Source organism: Pseudomonas marginalis, assembly GCF_900105325.1.
In the GTDB taxonomy this organism is placed as follows: Bacteria; Pseudomonadota; Gammaproteobacteria; order Pseudomonadales; family Pseudomonadaceae; genus Aquipseudomonas; species Aquipseudomonas marginalis.
In genome coordinates this window covers 3,371,499-3,387,641 of sequence record NZ_FNSU01000003.1, presented here as the reverse complement: position 1 = coordinate 3,387,641, position 16,143 = coordinate 3,371,499, and the positions used below count along the sequence as shown (strand labels likewise).

Genomic DNA, 16,143 nt, shown 5'->3' with positions numbered 1-16,143 from the left:
CAAGTCATAAAGATGCACCCTGTATGGAGAGGGTTCAAGGCCAACGTCCAAACGGACGTTGGCCTTGCGGTGCCTGCATCAGCCGCGGTGACGGCCGCGGAAGTAGTTGATCAGCCCCTGGGTCGAAGCGTCTTCGGCCAAGGTTTCTTCGGCGCCGGTGAGGCGATTGTATACGCCCTTGCCCAGCTCCTTGCCCAGCTCCACGCCCCATTGGTCGAAGGCGTTGATGCCCCAGATCACGCTTTGCACGAACACTTTATGTTCATACATCGCAACCAGGGCGCCCAGGCGACGCGGGCTGATGCGTTCAACCACGAGCGTGTTGCTCGGACGGTTGCCCGGGATCACCTTGTGCGGTGCCAGCTTCTGCACGTCGTCTTCCGGGATGCCCTTGTCGCGCAGCTCGGCTTCGGCTTCGCTGCGGGTCTTGCCGAGCATCAGTGCCTGGCTTTGGGACAGGCAGTTGGCGTACAGCCACTGATGGTGGTCGGACACCGGGTTGAAGCTGACGATCGGCACGATGAAGTCGGCCGGGATCAGTTGGGTGCCTTGGTGCAGCAACTGGTGATAAGCATGTTGGCCGTTGCAGCCGACGCCACCCCAGATCACCGGGCCGGTATCGGTGGACACCGGTTTGCCGTCCTGGCGCACGCTCTTGCCGTTGGATTCCATGTCCAGCTGTTGCAAGTGCTTGGTGATGTTACGCAGGTAGTGGTCGTACGGCAGGATCGCATGGCTCTGCGCACCCCAGAAGTTGCCGTACCAAACGCCCAGCAGGCCCAGCAGCACCGGCATGTTCTGTTCGAACGGCGCGTTCTGGAAATGCTGGTCCATGGTGTAGGCACCGGACAGCAGTTCCTTGAAGTTGGACATGCCGATGGCCAGGGCGATTGGCAGGCCGATGGCCGACCACAACGAATAACGGCCGCCCACCCAGTCCCACATCGGGAAGATGTTTTCTTCGCGGATACCGAAGGCCACGGCGGCCGCGTTGTTGCTCGACACGGCGATAAAGTGGCGGTACAGCTCGGCTTCCGAGCCACCCTGGGCCAGGTACCAGGCGCGGGCGGCCTGGGCGTTTTTCAGGGTTTCCAGGGTGTTGAAGGATTTCGACGAGACGATAAACAGCGTGGTCTCGGCGCGCAGCTTCATGGTCAGCTCATGGAATTCGCTGCCATCGATGTTCGCCAGGTAGTGGCAGCGCACGCCTTTGTGGGCGTAGGACAACAGCGCTTCAGAGACCAGCTCCGGGCCGAGGAACGAGCCGCCGATGCCGATATTCACCACATCGGTGATCGGCTTCTCGGTGTAGCCACGCCACAGGCCGTCGTGGATGCGGCCGACCAGGTCGGTGATCTGGTTCAGCACCTTGTGCACGTCCGGCATGATGTTCACGCCATTGACCGACAGCTTGTCGCCCACCGGGCGACGCAGGGCGGTGTGCAGGGCAGGGCGGCCTTCGGAGGAGTTGACCGGCTCGCCCGCATACAGCGAGTTGATTGCGTCTTTAAGACCCACTTCGTTGGCAAGGCCCACCAGCAGGTCGCGGGTCTCGCCGGTGATCAGGTTTTTCGAGTAATCGAGGAAAAGTCCGCAGCTGCTCAAGGTGAACTGGGAAAAGCGCTGGGGATCGGCATTGAACGCTTCGCGCATGCTGAAATCCTGCATGGCTTGGCGATGTTGGTTGAGCGCTTGCCAGGCGGGCAGAGCGGTAACGTCATGAGGGGTGCGGTAGTACGCCATCGCTGCGGGTTTCCTTTTATTACGGGGACTGCCTTTAGGACACTTCAAAGCCCGGAACATCCAGTCTTATCTCAAGGATTGGGTTCCAGACAGCGCTAACCATAGCGCAGGGCGATTACATTAAACCTAGCGTGTCGATATGTCTTGGCTTTGTCTGCGCTGTGGCCGGTACTTTTTTATACCGGCACAGCGATCAGGGCAATCGGCGGGGTGTTCAGAGGGGTCAGTCGAGGGTCAGATGCAGGTTGTCGATAAGGCGGGTCGTGCCTAGGAAGGCCGCCACCAGAATCACAATATCCCGATCCTCCGCCGTAGCGGCCCGCAGGTGCAGGCCCTGGCGCACTTCGAGGTAATCCAGGCGCAACCCGGCAGCCTCGATCTGCTGCACCTGTTCGGCACGCAGCCTGGCGAAGTCGTGATCACCGCTTTTGATGGCTGCGGCAATCTGGCTGAGGCTGCGGTACAGCACCGGCGCGATCGCACGTTGTTCTTCGCTGAGAAAACCGTTGCGCGAGGACAGCGCCAGGCCATCATCGGCGCGTACGGTGGGCTCGCCGATAATCTGGATCGGCATGTTCAGGTCATGGACCATGGCACGAATCACGGCCAGTTGCTGGTAGTCCTTCTGGCCAAATACAGCCATGTCCGGCTGGACCATGTTGAACAATTTGCTGACCACGGTCGCCACGCCTTCGAAATGCCCGGGACGGCTGGCGCCGCACAAGCCTTCGGACAATTGCGGGACGCTGACGCGGGTCTGGCCGGTCATGCCGCCGGGGTACATCTCCTCGACGGTTGGCGCGAACAGCAGGTTGCAGCCGGCCTGCAGGAGCTTTTCCTGATCGGCGGCCAGGGTGCGAGGGTACTTGTCCAGGTCTTCGCCGGCGCCAAATTGCAGTGGGTTGACGAAAATACTCGCCACGACAAAGTCCGCCTGCTGCACAGCCTTGCTGACCAGGCTGGCATGTCCGCTGTGCAGGTTACCCATGGTGGGCACGAAGCCGATGCGTTTGCCGGCCTTGCGGGCGTGGGCGACGGCGGCTCTGAGTTCGCGTACGGTTTTTACGGTGTTCATGCAGAGAATCCGTGTTCGGCGCCTGGGAAGGTCACGCCTTTGACTTCGGCGACGTAGGCACTCAATGCCGCGTGGATGCTGTCCTGGCCAGTCATGAAGTTCTTCACGAACTTTGGCACGCGGCCGGTAATCGACAGGCCGAGCATGTCGTGCAGCACCAGCACCTGGCCGTCGGTGGCCGAGCCCGCGCCAATACCGATCACCGGCACCTTAACGGCCTGGGTGATTTCTGCCGCGAGTTCGCTGGGCACGCATTCGAGCAGGATCATCGCGACGCCCGCCTGCTCCAGGGCGATGGCATCGGCGCGCATCTGGCGCGCCTGGGCTTCGTTGCGGCCTTGCACCTTGTAGCCGCCGAGGATGTTCACGGACTGTGGTGTCAGGCCCATATGTGCACAGACCGGCACACCGCGTTCAGCCAGCAGGCGAATCGACTCGGCGAGCCATACGGCGCCCTCTACCTTGATCATGTGTGCACCGGCACGCATCAGTTTGCCGGCGTTCAGGAAGGTCTGCTCGACGGTGGCGTAATCCATGAACGGCAGGTCGGCGATTATGAATGCGCCGTCGTTCCCGCGCTTGACGCTGGCGGTGTGGTAGGCCAGTTCATCGGTGGTGACGGGCAGGGTGCTGTCATTCCCTTGAAGGACCATGCCCAGGGAGTCGCCTACCAACAACACTTCAACCCCGGCCTGGCAACTGGCGTGGGCGAAGGTGGCGTCATAGCAGGTGAGCATGGTGATTTTTTCACCTTTGAGCTTGAGGCTCTGCAAGGTGGTCAGGGTAATGTCTGGCATGAAAAGGGTCCTCGTTCAGGCGCTTGGAAACAGCGAGTAACGCGCGTGAGTCTTCGTTTATACAGGCGCACTGTCTTGAGAGCAGTGCTTATAAGGCCTGGATTGCGCCCTTCATTGCCGGGTTGGCGGCAGCGGGACGCCTATAGTCGTGAGGAGGACACGGGAAGTCAATTGGATGTGTTACCGCATTGTTACGATGGCGGTGTTACCGCTGTTACTGACGCGATTCAGCAACCGGGAGCCGTTCCAGGCCGACAAACGGGCAGGCGTCAAGCAGGGCACTGAGGGGGTTGCCATCCGGCAATTGCAATGCGGCAGGTGCCAGTTCGGCCAGCGGATACAACACAAATGCACGCAGGTGCATCTGATAGTGGGGCACCTTCAGGCGCGGTTCGTCGATCAGGCGATCGCCAAACAGCAGAATGTCCAGGTCAAGGGTGCGAGGGCCCCAACGCTCCAGGCGCTCGCGGCCCTGATCGTTTTCGATGGCTTGCAGCGCGTCCAGCAGGTCAAGTGGCGCAAGGCGGCTGTCCAGGGCGGCAACTGCGTTGGTGTAGCGCGGCTGGCCCGGGAGCAGGGAGTCACTTTGGTAAAAGGCGGACACACCCGCGACGCAAGTGTCTGGCAATTGCGCCAGCGCTTGGATAGCGCTGCGCAATTGCTGGTCCGGGGCTGCCAGGTTGCTGCCCATGCCGATGTAGATGCGTTCCACGTTTATTCGCCCGCAGCGCCCGAGGCATCGGCAGCACTGCGTTTGCGCTTGGTGCCGCTGCGACGACGCTTCTTCGGCCCTGCGCCTTCGCCATCACCCTTGCTGCCGAGGTCGCGAATCATGTCGCGGCGTTGGCTGTCATTGGCATCCTGATAGTCGGTCCACCATTCGCCCAGGCCGTCGGTCTGCTCACCGGCGCTTTCACGCAGCAGCAGGAAGTCGTAGCCGGCACGGAAGCGCGGGTTGTCCAGCAGCAGGTCGGCACGCTTGCCGCTGCGGCGCGGCAGGCGTTCCTGCATGTCCCAGATCTCGCGGATCGGCATCGTGAAACGTTTCGGGATAGCAATGCGCTGGCACTGTTCGGCGATCAGCTCGTGAGCGGCTTCCTGCATGGCCGGGATCGGCGGCATGCCACGTTCCTGCAGACGCAGTACGCGCTTGGGCAGGGCCGGCCACAACAGGGCGGCAAACAGGAACGCCGGCGTGACCGGTTTGTTCTGCTTGATGCGCAGGTCGGTATTGATCAAGGCTTCGCTGATCAGCGTGTGGGTATAAGTCGGGTTGTACTCCAGTGCTTCGGCGCTGGCCGGGAACAGTGGGTCGAACAACTGCAAGTCGACCAGCATTTCGAAGGTGTCGGCGGCGTAGCCGGAGAGGAACAGCTTGAGCACTTCTTCGAACAGACGCGCGGACGGGATTTCCCGCAGCATCGGTGCCAGCTCGCGTATCGGTGCGGCGGTGTGTTTCTCGATACCGAAGTTGAGCTTGGCGGCGAAGCGCACGGCCCGCAGCATGCGCACCGGGTCTTCCTGATAGCGCTGCGTCGGGTCGCCGATCAGGCGGATCAGGTTATTGCGGATGTCGTGTACGCCATTGGCGTAATCGAGGATGCGTTCGCTGACCGGGTCGTAATAGAGGGCATTGATGGTGAAGTCGCGGCGCTGTGCGTCTTCTTCCAGGGTGCCATAGACGTTGTCGCGCAGGATGCGCCCGCTCTCGTTGCGGGAGGACTGATTGGTGTCTTCCTCTTCATCGTTTTGCGGGTGGCCGGCACGGAAGGTCGCGACCTCGATGATTTCGCGACCAAAGTGGATGTGCACCAGCTTGAAGCGGCGACCGATGATTCGCGCATTGCGAAACTCGGCACGCACTTGCTCAGGCGTGGCACTGGTGGCGACGTCGAAATCCTTAGGCGTGATATTGAGCAGCATGTCGCGTACGCAACCGCCCACCAGGTAGGCCTGGTAACCGGCGTTCTGCAACCGTTCGACGATATTCACCGCATAACGGCTGAATTGAGCGCGCTGCAACGAATGCTGGCTGCTGTTGAGCACTTCAGGCGTGCTGCGTTTGTGTTGCGTACGACGCAAGGGAGAACGGAATGACTGGAACAACTTCTTCAGCATGGGATGCACTGTTTGAAGGAATGTTCGGCCATAACGAAGAATGACCGCATGATGGGCGGGGATTCTAGCATTTAGTCAGGGGATGGTGTAGGAACAAGCTTCGGCGTTGCGCCATAAGCCTTAAATCGTCAAATCCCGGAAACTACAAGGGGAGCCGAAGCTCCCCCAGAAGTAGTTGCGTGCTCTATTTTTATTATTGATTTCGGGCTTCTTGTTTTTGTTGATCGCCCTCGCCATGAAGCTTCACCTTCATGACCCTCCCAATTGGGAGTCAAGAGCAAACGGATTGCTTTGGTCGCTGTGTTGCTGATCTACGATCCAACCAGTTCAGGCTCTGCCTTAGGGCAGTTTTTGTTGTTCTCGGCCTGGTTGCGGGGCAAGCCCCAAATGCAACGCCTCTCCAAAAGAATCAGTTAGCTGCGCCTCCGCCGTGTTGTTTTTGTTATGCGTGAGTCGATTCGTCTTATTTTTATTGTCTTGTACAAAGCTTGTTATTGTTGTTGTACTAAGCATATAGCAGGGTGCGTGCCAACTTTTGCGTCGCCAAGCAAAACCGGGGGGTTGAGGTGTTTTTTGGTTTTTGAGGGGCAAAAAAAAGCCGGGGCTTCGTTACCGTAAGCCCCGGCTTTTGTTACGCGAAATATCCGCGGTAACAGTTTTTTCACATCTGAGGGTGTTACCTGTGGAGGCGCACCCTCAGCTTTCGCTGGCCACCCCGGTCTTGCGCCGTGGAATGCCCAGGCGCTGGCGGCGTTCCCACAGGCACTTGCGGCTCACGCCCAGCTTGCGTGCCAGCTCGGTCTCGGTCATGTGGTCCTGATGCTCAAGGACGAAATGCTGGAAGTAGTCTTCCAGTGACAAATCTTCCGTCGGCTCATGGCTGGTATTGCTGGCGCCGCCCTGTGTCGGGGCCAGGCCAATGAAATCGTCATCTTCCAAGTCACTGAGCTCAATATCGATACCCAGCAGCTCGGCGGAAATTTCCGGGCTTTCCGACAGGATCACTGCACGCTCGACCGCATTCTCCAGTTCCCGCACGTTACCCGGCCACGAGTAATGCCGAATCGCCTGCTCGGCGTCCGGCGCGAACGTCAGGTCGGTACGGTTGATGCGCGCACTCTGGCGCAGCAGGAATGCGTTGGCGATCTCATTCACGTCGGCACCGCGCTCACGCAGGGCCGGCAATTTGAGCGCGATCACGTGCAGGCGGTAATACAAGTCTTCACGGAACTGACCGATCTTGGCCAGGCTCTTGAGGTCGCGGTGGGTGGCCGCGATCAGGCGTACGTCAACCTTCTGCGATTGCACCGAGCCTACACGGCGAATCTCACCTTCCTGCAGCACACGCAGCAGTCGCGCCTGGGCCTCCAGCGGCAACTCACCGATTTCATCAAGGAACAACGTCCCGCCGTCCGCCGCTTCCACCAGGCCCGCACGCCCAGCGCTGGCGCCGGTAAAAGCGCCTTTCTCGTGGCCGAACAGTTCGGACTCGATCAGGGATTCGGGGATCGCCGCACAGTTCACCGAAATCATCGGCGCCTTGGCGCGTTTGGACAGGTTGTGCAGGGCGCGGGCCACCAGTTCTTTACCGGTGCCTGACTCGCCCTGGATCAATACATTGGAGTCGGTGGGCGCGACCTTACGGATCTTGCCGTACAGGTCCTGCATCGGCGGGCAGGAGCCAATGATGCCGATTTCGCCGTTGCTGTTGTCGACTCCCGGTTTGTCGGCGCCGTTGGTGGCCTTGCCGGCGGGGCGCTGTTCGGCAGGCGCGCTGCTGGCTGACTGGCGGTCGCGCAGGATGCGGGCCACGGCCTGGAGCATTTCATCGTGGTCAAACGGCTTGGCAATGTAGTCCACCGCGCCCATTTTCATGGAATCAACCGCCGAGCGCAGGCTGGCATAGCTGGTCATGATCAGCACCGGGGTGCCCTGGCCAAGCTTGATCAGCTCGGTGCCCGGTGCGCCGGGCAGGCGCAGGTCACTGACAATCAGGTCGAACGTGGGGATGCTGAAACGCTCTTGTGCTTCCTGCACCGAGCCGGCTTCGCTGACCTGGTATTGATTACGTTCAAGCAGGCGACGCAAGGCAGAGCGGATAATGGTTTCGTCTTCGACGATCAAAATGTGCGGCATTGATTCAATTCTCTCGACGGTCTCAGTTCACAGCGGACGTCGCTTCGACATGACGCGGCAAGGTCACCCGAATACGGGTGCCGCGTTGGCTTTCGGTGTCAGCCGGGCTGTCGATGGTGATTTGTCCATAATGCTCTTCAACGATGGAATAGACCAGTGCAAGGCCCAGACCGGTACCTTCACCCGGGTCCTTGGTGGTGAAGAAGGGTTCGAACAATCGGTCCATGATGTTCTGTGGAATACCGCTGCCTTCATCTTCGACGATCAGATCGACGGTATGTTCGAAAGCCTCGGTCTTGACGCGTACCGCACCACCGGCCGGGGTTGCGTCACGGGCGTTGGACAGCAGGTTGATCAGCACTTGGGCCAGGCGTTGTGAGTCGCCGTCGACCCAATGGTCGGGGTCGCACAAGTTGAAGAACTGTACTTCGAAATTGCGCCGGTTCAAGGCGAGCAGCCCAATGGCATCCTGGGCCACTTCGGCCAGGCATACGGCCTCATCCAGATTCTGATGGCCGCCGGCATGGGCAAAGCTCATCAGCGACTGCACGATGCGCGAGACGCGTTTGGTCTGTTCGAGGATCTGGCCGCTGATTTCGATGATTTCGCCGTCTTCCTCACGCTCTTCCCGCAGGTTTTGCGCGAGGCAGGCGATACCGGTGATCGGGTTGCCGATTTCGTGGGCCACGCCCGCTGCCAGGCGACCAATGCTGGCCAGGCGCTCGGAGTGCACCAGCTTGTCCTCGAGCATCTGGGTTTCAGTCAGGTCTTCGACCAGCAGAACCAGGCCGCTGTTACCGGGGGCCAACGGTTCATCGATCGCGGCTTTGTGCAGGTTGAGCCAGCGGGTCTGGCCGTCGAGGGCCAGGTGCTGTTTGTGCAAGTGCTCGTCGGGCAGGTTGATAAAGCCCTGGAGCAGTTCTTTCCATGGATCGCCCAGGGTATTCAGGCGCGAGCCCACCACCCGTTGCGCGGCGATGCCGGTGAGTTCTTCCATGGCCTTGTTCCACATCAGGATCTCTTGATCCTTGGCTAGGGAACACACGCCCATCGGCAGTTCCTGCAGGGTCTGGCGATGGTAACGGCGCAAGGCGTCGAGTTCGGCAGCCAGGCCGGTGAGGCGCGAGTGGTAATCCTCCAGCCGGCTCTCGATGAAATGGATGTCTTCGGTGACGTAGTTTTCGCCGCCGGCCTTGTAGGGCAGGAAGGTTTCCACCATGTCCTGGGACACGCTGGGGCCCATCAGGCCGGACAGGTTGGCTTCGATGCGGTCGCGCAGGCGACGCAGCGCATACGGGCGGCGTTCGTCAAAGGGCAGGTACAGATCGCGCAGCGCCTGCTCGACTTCCTTCTGAGCCGCCTTGGCGCCGAGGGGCTTGGCCAGTTGCGTGGCGAATTCCTGGGGCGAGGCTGCGTGCAGTTCGCGGCGTTGCGGGCGACGCACGTTATCCACCGCGCACGCCTCGGCGGCGCTGGTCTCTTCCGGGCTGGCATTGGTGAACAGTGAGATCAGGGTGAACATCAGTACGTTGGCGGCCAGCGAGGCAATCGCCGCCATGTGCCAGCTGGTGTCGTCCAGCACGTAGATCATGTTCAGCAGCGGAATGTAGAAACCCTGCAGGTTGCCGACCAACGGCAGCAGCATGGTGACGATCCATACCAGGATCCCGGCCAGCAGCCCGGCGATAAACCCACGGCGATTGGCGGTCGGCCAGTACAGCACCGATAGCACCCCCGGCAGAAACTGCAAGGTGGCGACAAACGCGACAATGCCCAGGTTGGCCAGGTCTTGCCCGGCGCCGAGCAACAGGTAGAACCCGTAGCCGGCCATGATGATCGCGACGATGAGTGCGCGGCGCGTCCATTTCAGCCAGCGGTAGATATTGCCTTCGGCGGGCGGCTGGTACAGCGGCAGCACCAGGTGATTGAGGGCCATGCCCGATAGAGCCAGCGTCGTGACGATAATCAGCCCGCTGGCAGCAGACAAACCTCCGACATACGCTAGCAGCGCCAACGCCGGGCTATTGGCGGCGATACCGATACCCAGGGTGAAATACTCGGGGTTGGTGGTAGCCCCCAGTTTCAGGCCGGCCCAGAGGATCAGCGGCACCGCAAGGCTCATCAACAGCAGGAACAGCGGCAAGCCCCAGCTGGCGCTGACCAGCGAGCGCGGGTTGAGGTTCTCGGTGAAGGTCATGTGGTACATGTGCGGCATTACGATCGCCGAGGCGAAGAACACCAGCAACAGCGTGCGCCATGGGCCTTCCTGCAGCGGCGTGTGCAGGGCGGCGAGGGCGGTCTGGTTTTGCAGCAGCCACAGCTCCAGCTGTTGCGGGCCGTCGAACACGCCATAGAGCGCGTAGAGGCCGACGCCGCCGATGGCGATCAGCTTGATCACCGATTCGAACGCAATCGCAAATACCAGCCCTTCGTGTTTCTCGCGGGTGGCGATGTGGCGTGAGCCGAAGAAAATCGTAAACAGGCTGATCAGCGCACAGAACGCCAGGGCGACCCGGTGTTGCACCGGCTCGCGGGTCAGGATGCTGATGGAGTCGGCCACCGCCTGGATCTGCAGGGCCAGCAAGGGCAGCACGCCGATCAGCATGAATACCGTGGTCAATGCCCCGGCCCACGTGCTGCGGAAGCGGAAGGCGAACAGGTCGGCCAGGGACGACAGCTGATAGGTGCGAGTAATTTTCAGGATCGGGTACAGCAGCACCGGTGCCAGTAGGAATGCACCTGACACCCCCAGGTAGCTGGAGAGAAAGCCGTAGCCGTATTGATAGGCCAGGCCGACGGTGCCATAGAACGCCCAGGCGCTGGCGTACACGCCGAGGGACAAGGTGTAGGTCAACGGATGGCGAATGATCGCCCGCGGAATCATTCCGCGCTCACTGATCCAGGCGACGCCAAACAACGCGGCCAGGTAGGCGGCGCTGATCAGCAGCATCTGAGTGAGGCTAAAGCTCATCGGCATCTTTTTGGCTCTGCAGGATGAAGGTCACGACGATCAGGATCAGCCACAGCAGATAGGGGCGATACCAGGCGCCCGTGGCGTCGATCCACCAATCCATGATGGCGGGGGAAAACAGGTAGATCCCGACGACCAGCAGCAGGACCAATCGATAGATGTACATGTTGGCCTTTGATTGAGAGTGCGGTAATGCAACGGTTTTCTGTAGGAGCGAGCTTGCTCGCGAAGGGCGCTAACCTAAACGCGTACATCCTGGATAAACGTGTTGCCTGGGAGTTTTTCGCGAGCAAGCTCGCTCCTACGCGATGGTAACGGATGGCTGGCAGGCTGCAAGCGCCTTCAGCGTAATTGCGCTTCGGCCAGGGTCAGTGTGCGTGGGATCCTGCTGGCATCCCAGTGCACAATGCCCCAATCCAGCAACTCCCGTGGGCTGGCATGAAGCAGTTCGTCGCCAGGCTGCTGGCCAAGGGCGCGCAGGGCTCTCAATAGCAGCGGCGTGGCCTGGTCGGGATTCAGCGGCGGGGAACGATAGGATTTGCCCAGCTTGTTACCGTCCGGCTGGACGATCAACGGTACGTGCAGATAGCGCGGCTGGCGCAGGCCCAGCAACTCCTGCAGGTACAGTTGGCGTGGCGTGGAGTCGAGCAGATCGGCGCCGCGCACGATATCGGTAACCCCTTGCCAGGCATCGTCGAGCACCACGGCCAGTTGATAGGCGTAGAGGCCATCGCGGCGACGGATGACGAAGTCGCCGACGTCACGGCCCAGGTGTTGTCGGAATTCTCCTTGTACGCGGTCAGTAAAGTGGTACTCCAACTCGGGAACACGCAGGCGGATGGCGGCGTCCTGCTGGTCGTGACCGGCATTTCGGCACAGGCCTGGGTAAATCCCGTCGTAGGGCTCCAATTGTTTACGTGAACAGGTACAGGCGTAGGCCAGGCCGTGGTTGAACATATCGTTCAGTACCTTGGCGTAGGCGTCATGCCGCTCGCTTTGTCGGACCAGTTCGCCATCCCACTCAAAGCCGTAGCTCTCCAGGGCATGCAGGATTGCCGCCTGGGCGCCGGGCTCTTCGCGGGGAGGGTCGAGGTCTTCCATGCGCATCAGCCAGCGGCCTTGATTGGCGCGGGCATCGAGGTAGGAGGCGAGGGCGGCGACCAGGGAACCGAAGTGCAAATGGCCGCTGGGCGTGGGGGCGAAACGCCCGATATAGGTAGAGGCAGTCATGGGCCGGATACTACTGGAAAATCGGTAAATCCCAGAAACAAAAATGGGGCGTTCGCACGCCCCATTCGTTCAGCTCGGCTGGATCACTTGCCGACCTGTTTTTCCTTGATTTCAGCCAAGGTCTTGCAATCTACGCAGAGGTCCGCAGTAGGACGGGCTTCCAGGCGACGGATACCGATCTCGACACCGCAGGATTCGCACCAGCCGTATTCTTCGTCTTCGATCAGTTGCAACGTCTTGTCGATTTTCTTGATCAGCTTGCGCTCGCGATCACGGGCGCGCAGTTCTAGGGCGAACTCTTCTTCCTGGCTGGCACGGTCTGCCGGGTCCGGGAAGTTGGCCGCTTCATCCTTCATATGGTCAACCGTGCGGTCGACTTCCTGCATCAAGTCCTGCTTCCACTGCTTCAGGATTTTGGAGAAGTGCTCGCGCATGGGCTTGCCCATGTATTCCTCACCCTTCGATTCAACGTAGGGTTGGAAGCCGCTGATGCTCTGTTGCTTTGCTTGGGTGGACATGAATAGACCGCCTCTCACTCTTCTAATCCATTGCGCAGGATTGCAACGTCACCGACACCTGCCGGCCCTGCGGCTGCAAGCGGGCGAACTTACCAGATAGATTCAGGGTGCGCCACTCCCGGTTGTCGACGCCCGTCACGCAGGGGTTGCCAACTGCAGCAGCCCGCTGTGGCTGGGTATACATCGTCTCGAATGTTGATTTTAGTCGTTTTGCAAGCGCTTGCCGGGTTCATCTTGGACGGCCAGGCAGGCAATAGAGCATGTTTTACCGCGAGGGTTCGGTAGAATCCTGATTTTGTCCTCACCGTTAAGGAAGGCTAATGGCTCAGCCCTACAGTGCGCGCAGTCGCGCCATCGAACCTTTTCATGTCATGGCGTTGCTGGCGCGAGCCAATGAGTTGCAAGCGGCAGGCCATGATGTGATCCACTTGGAGATCGGCGAGCCGGATTTCACCACGGCTGAGCCGATCATCAAGGCGGGTCAGGCGGCGTTGGCCAATGGCAAGACCCGCTATACCGCGGCCCGTGGCCTGCCGGAATTGCGTGAAGCCATCAGCGGTTTCTACCAGCAGCGCTACGGATTGAACGTCGATCCCGAGCGCATCCTGATCACCCCAGGGGGCTCCGGCGCACTGTTGCTGGCCAGCAGTCTGTTGGTGGACCCCGGCAAGCATTGGCTGCTGGCAGACCCGGGTTACCCGTGTAACCGGCACTTCCTGCGCCTGGTGGAAGGTGCCGCGCAACTGGTGCCGGTAGGCCCTGACGTGCGTTATCAACTGACCGCTGACCTGGTGGCCAAACACTGGGATCAGGACAGCGTGGGCGCGTTGGTTGCCTCCCCGGCGAATCCCACCGGCACGATCCTCACGCGTGATGAATTAGCCGGGCTTTCCGACGCAATCAGGGCGCGTAACGGCCATCTGGTGGTGGATGAGATCTATCACGGCCTGACCTACGGCACTGACGCCGCCAGCGTGCTGGAGGTCGACGATGAGGCCTTCGTCCTGAATAGTTTTTCGAAGTATTTCGGCATGACCGGTTGGCGCCTGGGCTGGCTGGTGGCGCCGCCGGCTGCGGTCGGCGACCTGGAAAAACTGGCGCAAAATCTTTATATCAGCGCGCCCAGCATGGCCCAACATGCGGCGCTCGCCTGTTTTACCCCGCAGACCCTGAGCATTTTGGAGGAGCGCCGTGCCGAATTTGGCCGGCGTCGCGATTTCCTGCTGCCCGCCTTGCGCGAGTTGGGCTTCGGGATTGCCGTAGAGCCGGAAGGTGCGTTCTATTTGTATGCCGATATCAGTGCGTTCGGCACAGATGCCTTCGCATTTTGTCGTCATTTCCTAGAAACCGAGCATGTCGCCTTTACCCCCGGTCTGGATTTTGGCCGCTATCAAGCGGGCCATCATGTGCGCTTTGCCTACACGCAAAACCTTGATCGACTACAGGAGGCGGTGGAACGAATCCAGCGTGGCCTGCGGAGCTGGCAAGGCTGATGCGTTTTTATCCTCCCCTCGAAGAAGGCCGGCTGATTCGCCGCTATAAGCGCTTTCTCACCGATATCGAAACCGTTACCGGCGAGTTGTTGACTATTCACTGCCCAAATACCGGTTCGATGCTCAATTGCATGGTGGAAGGCGGGCAGGTCTGGTTCAGTCGCTCCAATGACCCCAAGCGCAAGTTGCCCGGCACCTGGGAAATTGCCGAAACGCCCCAGGGCCGCTTGGCGTGCGTTAACACGGCACGCGCCAATCCGTTGGTCGAGGAGGCGTTGCGCGCTGGCGTGATCACTGAACTCAACGGTTTCACCGCGTTGAAGCGGGAAGTGCCTTACGGCCAGGAGAAAAGCCGCATCGACTTTCGTCTCGAATATCCCGACGGCGCGGCGTATGTGGAAGTCAAAAGTGTCACGCTGGGGTTTGATGGCACCAGGGTTGCCGCTTTCCCCGATGCGGTGACCCAGCGTGGCGCCAAGCACCTGCGGGAACTGGCGCATCTGGCGCGTGAAGGTGTGCGGGCGGTGCAGTTGTATTGCGTCAACCTCTCGGGGATTGACGCGGTGCGCCCGGCGCTGGAAATCGATGCTGCCTACGGTGCGGCCTTGCGCGAGGCTAAAGCTGCCGGGGTGGAAGTGTTGGCGTATGGGGTGCGCGTGACGTCCGAGGAGATTTGCGTGGACCGTCGTTTAGACGTGCTGCTCGACTAGAGATCCACCCACAGGCCCTGCGCGTCTTCGCGACCGCGCAGGGCCTTGAGGCTTGTACCTGCGCATGGGCCGGCAATGCACTCGCCGCTTTCGATCAGGAACAGCGCGCCATGGGTAGCGCACTGGATCAGGCTGGCGCTGTCGTCTAGGAACCGGTCGGGTTGCCACTCCAGTGGAATGCCGCGATGTGGGCAGCGGTTGATATAGAAGTAGGCGATGCCGTCCCGGCGTACCGCCAGCAGCGGCGTGCCATCCATCGTAAAACCGAGGCTGCTGTTGGGCGCGAGCATGTCCGAGGGGCAGAGAAACTTCATTTCAATCCTTAAGTGCCTTGACGTTCAAATGCAAACAATTATCAAATGCCGGCTTCGCCCGTTAGCTGACTGGGTGCTCAGTTCGATGTCCGGCAGGGGTTATCTGTCACATCGATGAGTGCTCGAAAGGCCCTGCCCTTTGGAAGGAAACCCTGTTATGCGCCTGAGTGCCAGCGCTATTGCGCTTGTTGTCGGACTGCTGGTCAACCATGGGGCGCAAGCCTCTGAACTGCCACAACGCTGGGTGAGTGCCGGTGGGGCGCTGTCGGAATGGGTCACGGCGTTGGGCGGTGAGCCGAAGTTGGTGGGTGTGGATACCACCAGCCAGCATCCTGAATCGCTCAAGGCGTTGCCAAGTATCGGCTATCAGCGGCAATTGTCGGCCGAAGGCATTCTCAGCCTTCGCCCACAGGTGCTGGTGGGGACTGAAGAGATGGGGCCGCCGCCGGTGCTGGCGCAGATTCGCAGTGCAGGTGTCCAGGTCGAGATGTTTTCGGCGCAGCCGGATTTGCCGACCTTGAGGGGTAATCTTCAGCACTTGGGTAAGTTGCTGGGAGATGAGGCTAAGGCCAGTGCATTGTTTACCGGATATGAACGGGCCCTTGATCACCAGAAAAGCTGGGTCGCCAAGGCTCAGGCCGCGCAGAAGGCACCGGGCGTGTTGCTGCTGATCGGTCATGCTGGCGGCAAGCCGTTGATTGCCGGTAAGGACACGGCGGGCGATTGGGTGGTGCAGCAGGCCGGCGGGCATAACCTGGCTACCCACAGCGGTTACAAGCCGTTTTCGGCGGAGTCGTTGGCAGGGTTGAGCCCGGATGTGCTGGTGTTTGCCGACCGCGCTCTTACGGGGGACGCGGCGCGCGCGGCGTTGTTCAAGGAGAATCCGATCCTGGCTTCGACGCCGGCGGCCAAGCGTGGCCGCGTGTTCGAGCTGGACCCGACCTTGCTGGTGGGTGGGCTTGGACCGCGCCTGCCGCAAAGTCTGGTGAAACTCTCGGCCGGTTTTTACCCATCACAGGCTAAACCTGCCCCATGACC

Annotated in this window: 14 protein-coding genes; 3 read left to right on the top strand and 11 right to left on the bottom strand. The window is 60.6% G+C overall.

Annotated elements, in window-relative coordinates; genetic code table 11:
* Positions 1-78: 78 nt before the first annotated feature.
* The 10 genes from pgi to dksA all read right to left on the bottom strand — a co-directional run bounded on the left by pgi (position 79) and on the right by dksA (position 12,588).
* Positions 79-1,743 (bottom strand): glucose-6-phosphate isomerase, encoded by a 1,665-nt coding sequence (gene pgi / locus BLW22_RS24910; RefSeq protein ID WP_027605377.1) that lies wholly within the window; start codon positions 1,741-1,743, stop codon positions 79-81.
* Positions 1,744-1,966: 223 nt separating this feature from the next.
* Positions 1,967-2,818 (bottom strand): pantoate--beta-alanine ligase, encoded by an 852-nt coding sequence (gene panC / locus BLW22_RS24905; RefSeq protein ID WP_074847624.1) that lies wholly within the window; start codon positions 2,816-2,818, stop codon positions 1,967-1,969.
* Positions 2,815-3,615 carry a 3-methyl-2-oxobutanoate hydroxymethyltransferase gene (gene panB / locus BLW22_RS24900; RefSeq protein ID WP_065925304.1) on the bottom strand — a complete coding sequence of 267 codons (801 nt, stop codon included), beginning with the start codon at positions 3,613-3,615 and terminating at the stop codon, positions 2,815-2,817. Before panB ends, panC begins: the two co-directional genes overlap by 4 nt.
* A 214-nt stretch (positions 3,616-3,829) precedes the next feature.
* Entirely contained in the window at positions 3,830-4,327 is a 498-nt protein-coding gene (gene folK, locus BLW22_RS24895; protein WP_074847623.1) for a 2-amino-4-hydroxy-6-hydroxymethyldihydropteridine diphosphokinase, read from the bottom strand.
* Positions 4,328-4,329: 2 nt separating this feature from the next.
* Complete coding sequence (locus tag BLW22_RS24890; protein WP_027605381.1) at positions 4,330-5,733, bottom strand: polynucleotide adenylyltransferase PcnB; 1,404 nt, start codon at positions 5,731-5,733, stop codon at positions 4,330-4,332.
* A 696-nt stretch (positions 5,734-6,429) separates the two neighbouring features.
* The gene (locus BLW22_RS24885) at positions 6,430-7,869 is read right to left on the bottom strand and encodes a sigma-54-dependent transcriptional regulator (protein WP_065925302.1); all 1,440 of its coding nucleotides are present in this window, start codon (positions 7,867-7,869) and stop codon (positions 6,430-6,432) included.
* A gap of 22 nt (positions 7,870-7,891) precedes the next feature.
* Positions 7,892-10,846, bottom strand: coding sequence for a sensor histidine kinase (locus BLW22_RS24880; protein WP_027605383.1), 2,955 nt, complete (start codon positions 10,844-10,846; stop codon positions 7,892-7,894).
* Positions 10,830-11,006, bottom strand: coding sequence for a hypothetical protein (locus tag BLW22_RS34680; protein WP_003176118.1), 177 nt, complete (start codon positions 11,004-11,006; stop codon positions 10,830-10,832). Before BLW22_RS34680 ends, BLW22_RS24880 begins: the two co-directional genes overlap by 17 nt.
* 176 nt (positions 11,007-11,182) lie before the next feature.
* Complete coding sequence (gene gluQRS, locus BLW22_RS24875) at positions 11,183-12,070, bottom strand: tRNA glutamyl-Q(34) synthetase GluQRS (protein ID WP_074847622.1); 888 nt, start codon at positions 12,068-12,070, stop codon at positions 11,183-11,185.
* Positions 12,071-12,153: 83 nt separating this feature from the next.
* Positions 12,154-12,588, bottom strand: coding sequence for an RNA polymerase-binding protein DksA (gene dksA / locus BLW22_RS24870; protein ID WP_005791430.1), 435 nt, complete (start codon positions 12,586-12,588; stop codon positions 12,154-12,156).
* 320 nt (positions 12,589-12,908) lie between these two features.
* On the opposite strand from dksA, the gene BLW22_RS24865 reads away from it, so the two are divergent.
* Entirely contained in the window at positions 12,909-14,081 is a 1,173-nt protein-coding gene (locus BLW22_RS24865; RefSeq protein ID WP_065947695.1) for a pyridoxal phosphate-dependent aminotransferase, read from the top strand.
* Positions 14,081-14,791: a DNA/RNA nuclease SfsA gene (sfsA, locus tag BLW22_RS24860; protein WP_065925299.1), complete on the top strand. Its 711-nt coding sequence runs from the start codon at positions 14,081-14,083 to the stop codon at positions 14,789-14,791. The genes BLW22_RS24865 and sfsA overlap by 1 nt, the downstream gene beginning before the upstream one ends.
* Here sfsA and BLW22_RS24855 read toward each other — a convergent pair.
* The gene (locus BLW22_RS24855) at positions 14,788-15,105 is read right to left on the bottom strand and encodes a Rieske (2Fe-2S) protein (RefSeq protein WP_065947696.1); all 318 of its coding nucleotides are present in this window, start codon (positions 15,103-15,105) and stop codon (positions 14,788-14,790) included. The genes sfsA and BLW22_RS24855 overlap by 4 nt on opposite strands.
* Before the next feature lie 157 nt (positions 15,106-15,262).
* On the opposite strand from BLW22_RS24855, the gene BLW22_RS24850 reads away from it, so the two are divergent.
* Positions 15,263-16,141: a heme/hemin ABC transporter substrate-binding protein gene (locus BLW22_RS24850; protein ID WP_074847621.1), complete on the top strand. Its 879-nt coding sequence runs from the start codon at positions 15,263-15,265 to the stop codon at positions 16,139-16,141.
* Positions 16,142-16,143: the final 2 nt, after the last annotated feature.

Coding starts and splice junctions, on each gene's coding strand:
- pgi (WP_027605377.1), bottom strand. CDS start 1,743: ATGGCGTACTACCGCACCCCTCATGACGTTACCGCTCTGCCCGCCTGG.
- panC (WP_074847624.1), bottom strand. CDS start 2,818: ATGAACACCGTAAAAACCGTACGCGAACTCAGAGCCGCCGTCGCCCAC.
- panB (WP_065925304.1), bottom strand. CDS start 3,615: ATGCCAGACATTACCCTGACCACCTTGCAGAGCCTCAAGCTCAAAGGT.
- BLW22_RS24890 (WP_027605381.1), bottom strand. CDS start 5,733: ATGCTGAAGAAGTTGTTCCAGTCATTCCGTTCTCCCTTGCGTCGTACG.
- BLW22_RS24885 (WP_065925302.1), bottom strand. CDS start 7,869: ATGCCGCACATTTTGATCGTCGAAGACGAAACCATTATCCGCTCTGCC.
- BLW22_RS24880 (WP_027605383.1), bottom strand. CDS start 10,846: ATGCCGATGAGCTTTAGCCTCACTCAGATGCTGCTGATCAGCGCCGCC.
- BLW22_RS34680 (WP_003176118.1), bottom strand. CDS start 11,006: ATGTACATCTATCGATTGGTCCTGCTGCTGGTCGTCGGGATCTACCTG.
- gluQRS (WP_074847622.1), bottom strand. CDS start 12,070: ATGACTGCCTCTACCTATATCGGGCGTTTCGCCCCCACGCCCAGCGGC.
- dksA (WP_005791430.1), bottom strand. CDS start 12,588: ATGTCCACCCAAGCAAAGCAACAGAGCATCAGCGGCTTCCAACCCTAC.
- BLW22_RS24865 (WP_065947695.1), top strand. CDS start 12,909: ATGGCTCAGCCCTACAGTGCGCGCAGTCGCGCCATCGAACCTTTTCAT.
- sfsA (WP_065925299.1), top strand. CDS start 14,081: ATGCGTTTTTATCCTCCCCTCGAAGAAGGCCGGCTGATTCGCCGCTAT.
- BLW22_RS24855 (WP_065947696.1), bottom strand. CDS start 15,105: ATGAAGTTTCTCTGCCCCTCGGACATGCTCGCGCCCAACAGCAGCCTC.
- BLW22_RS24850 (WP_074847621.1), top strand. CDS start 15,263: ATGCGCCTGAGTGCCAGCGCTATTGCGCTTGTTGTCGGACTGCTGGTC.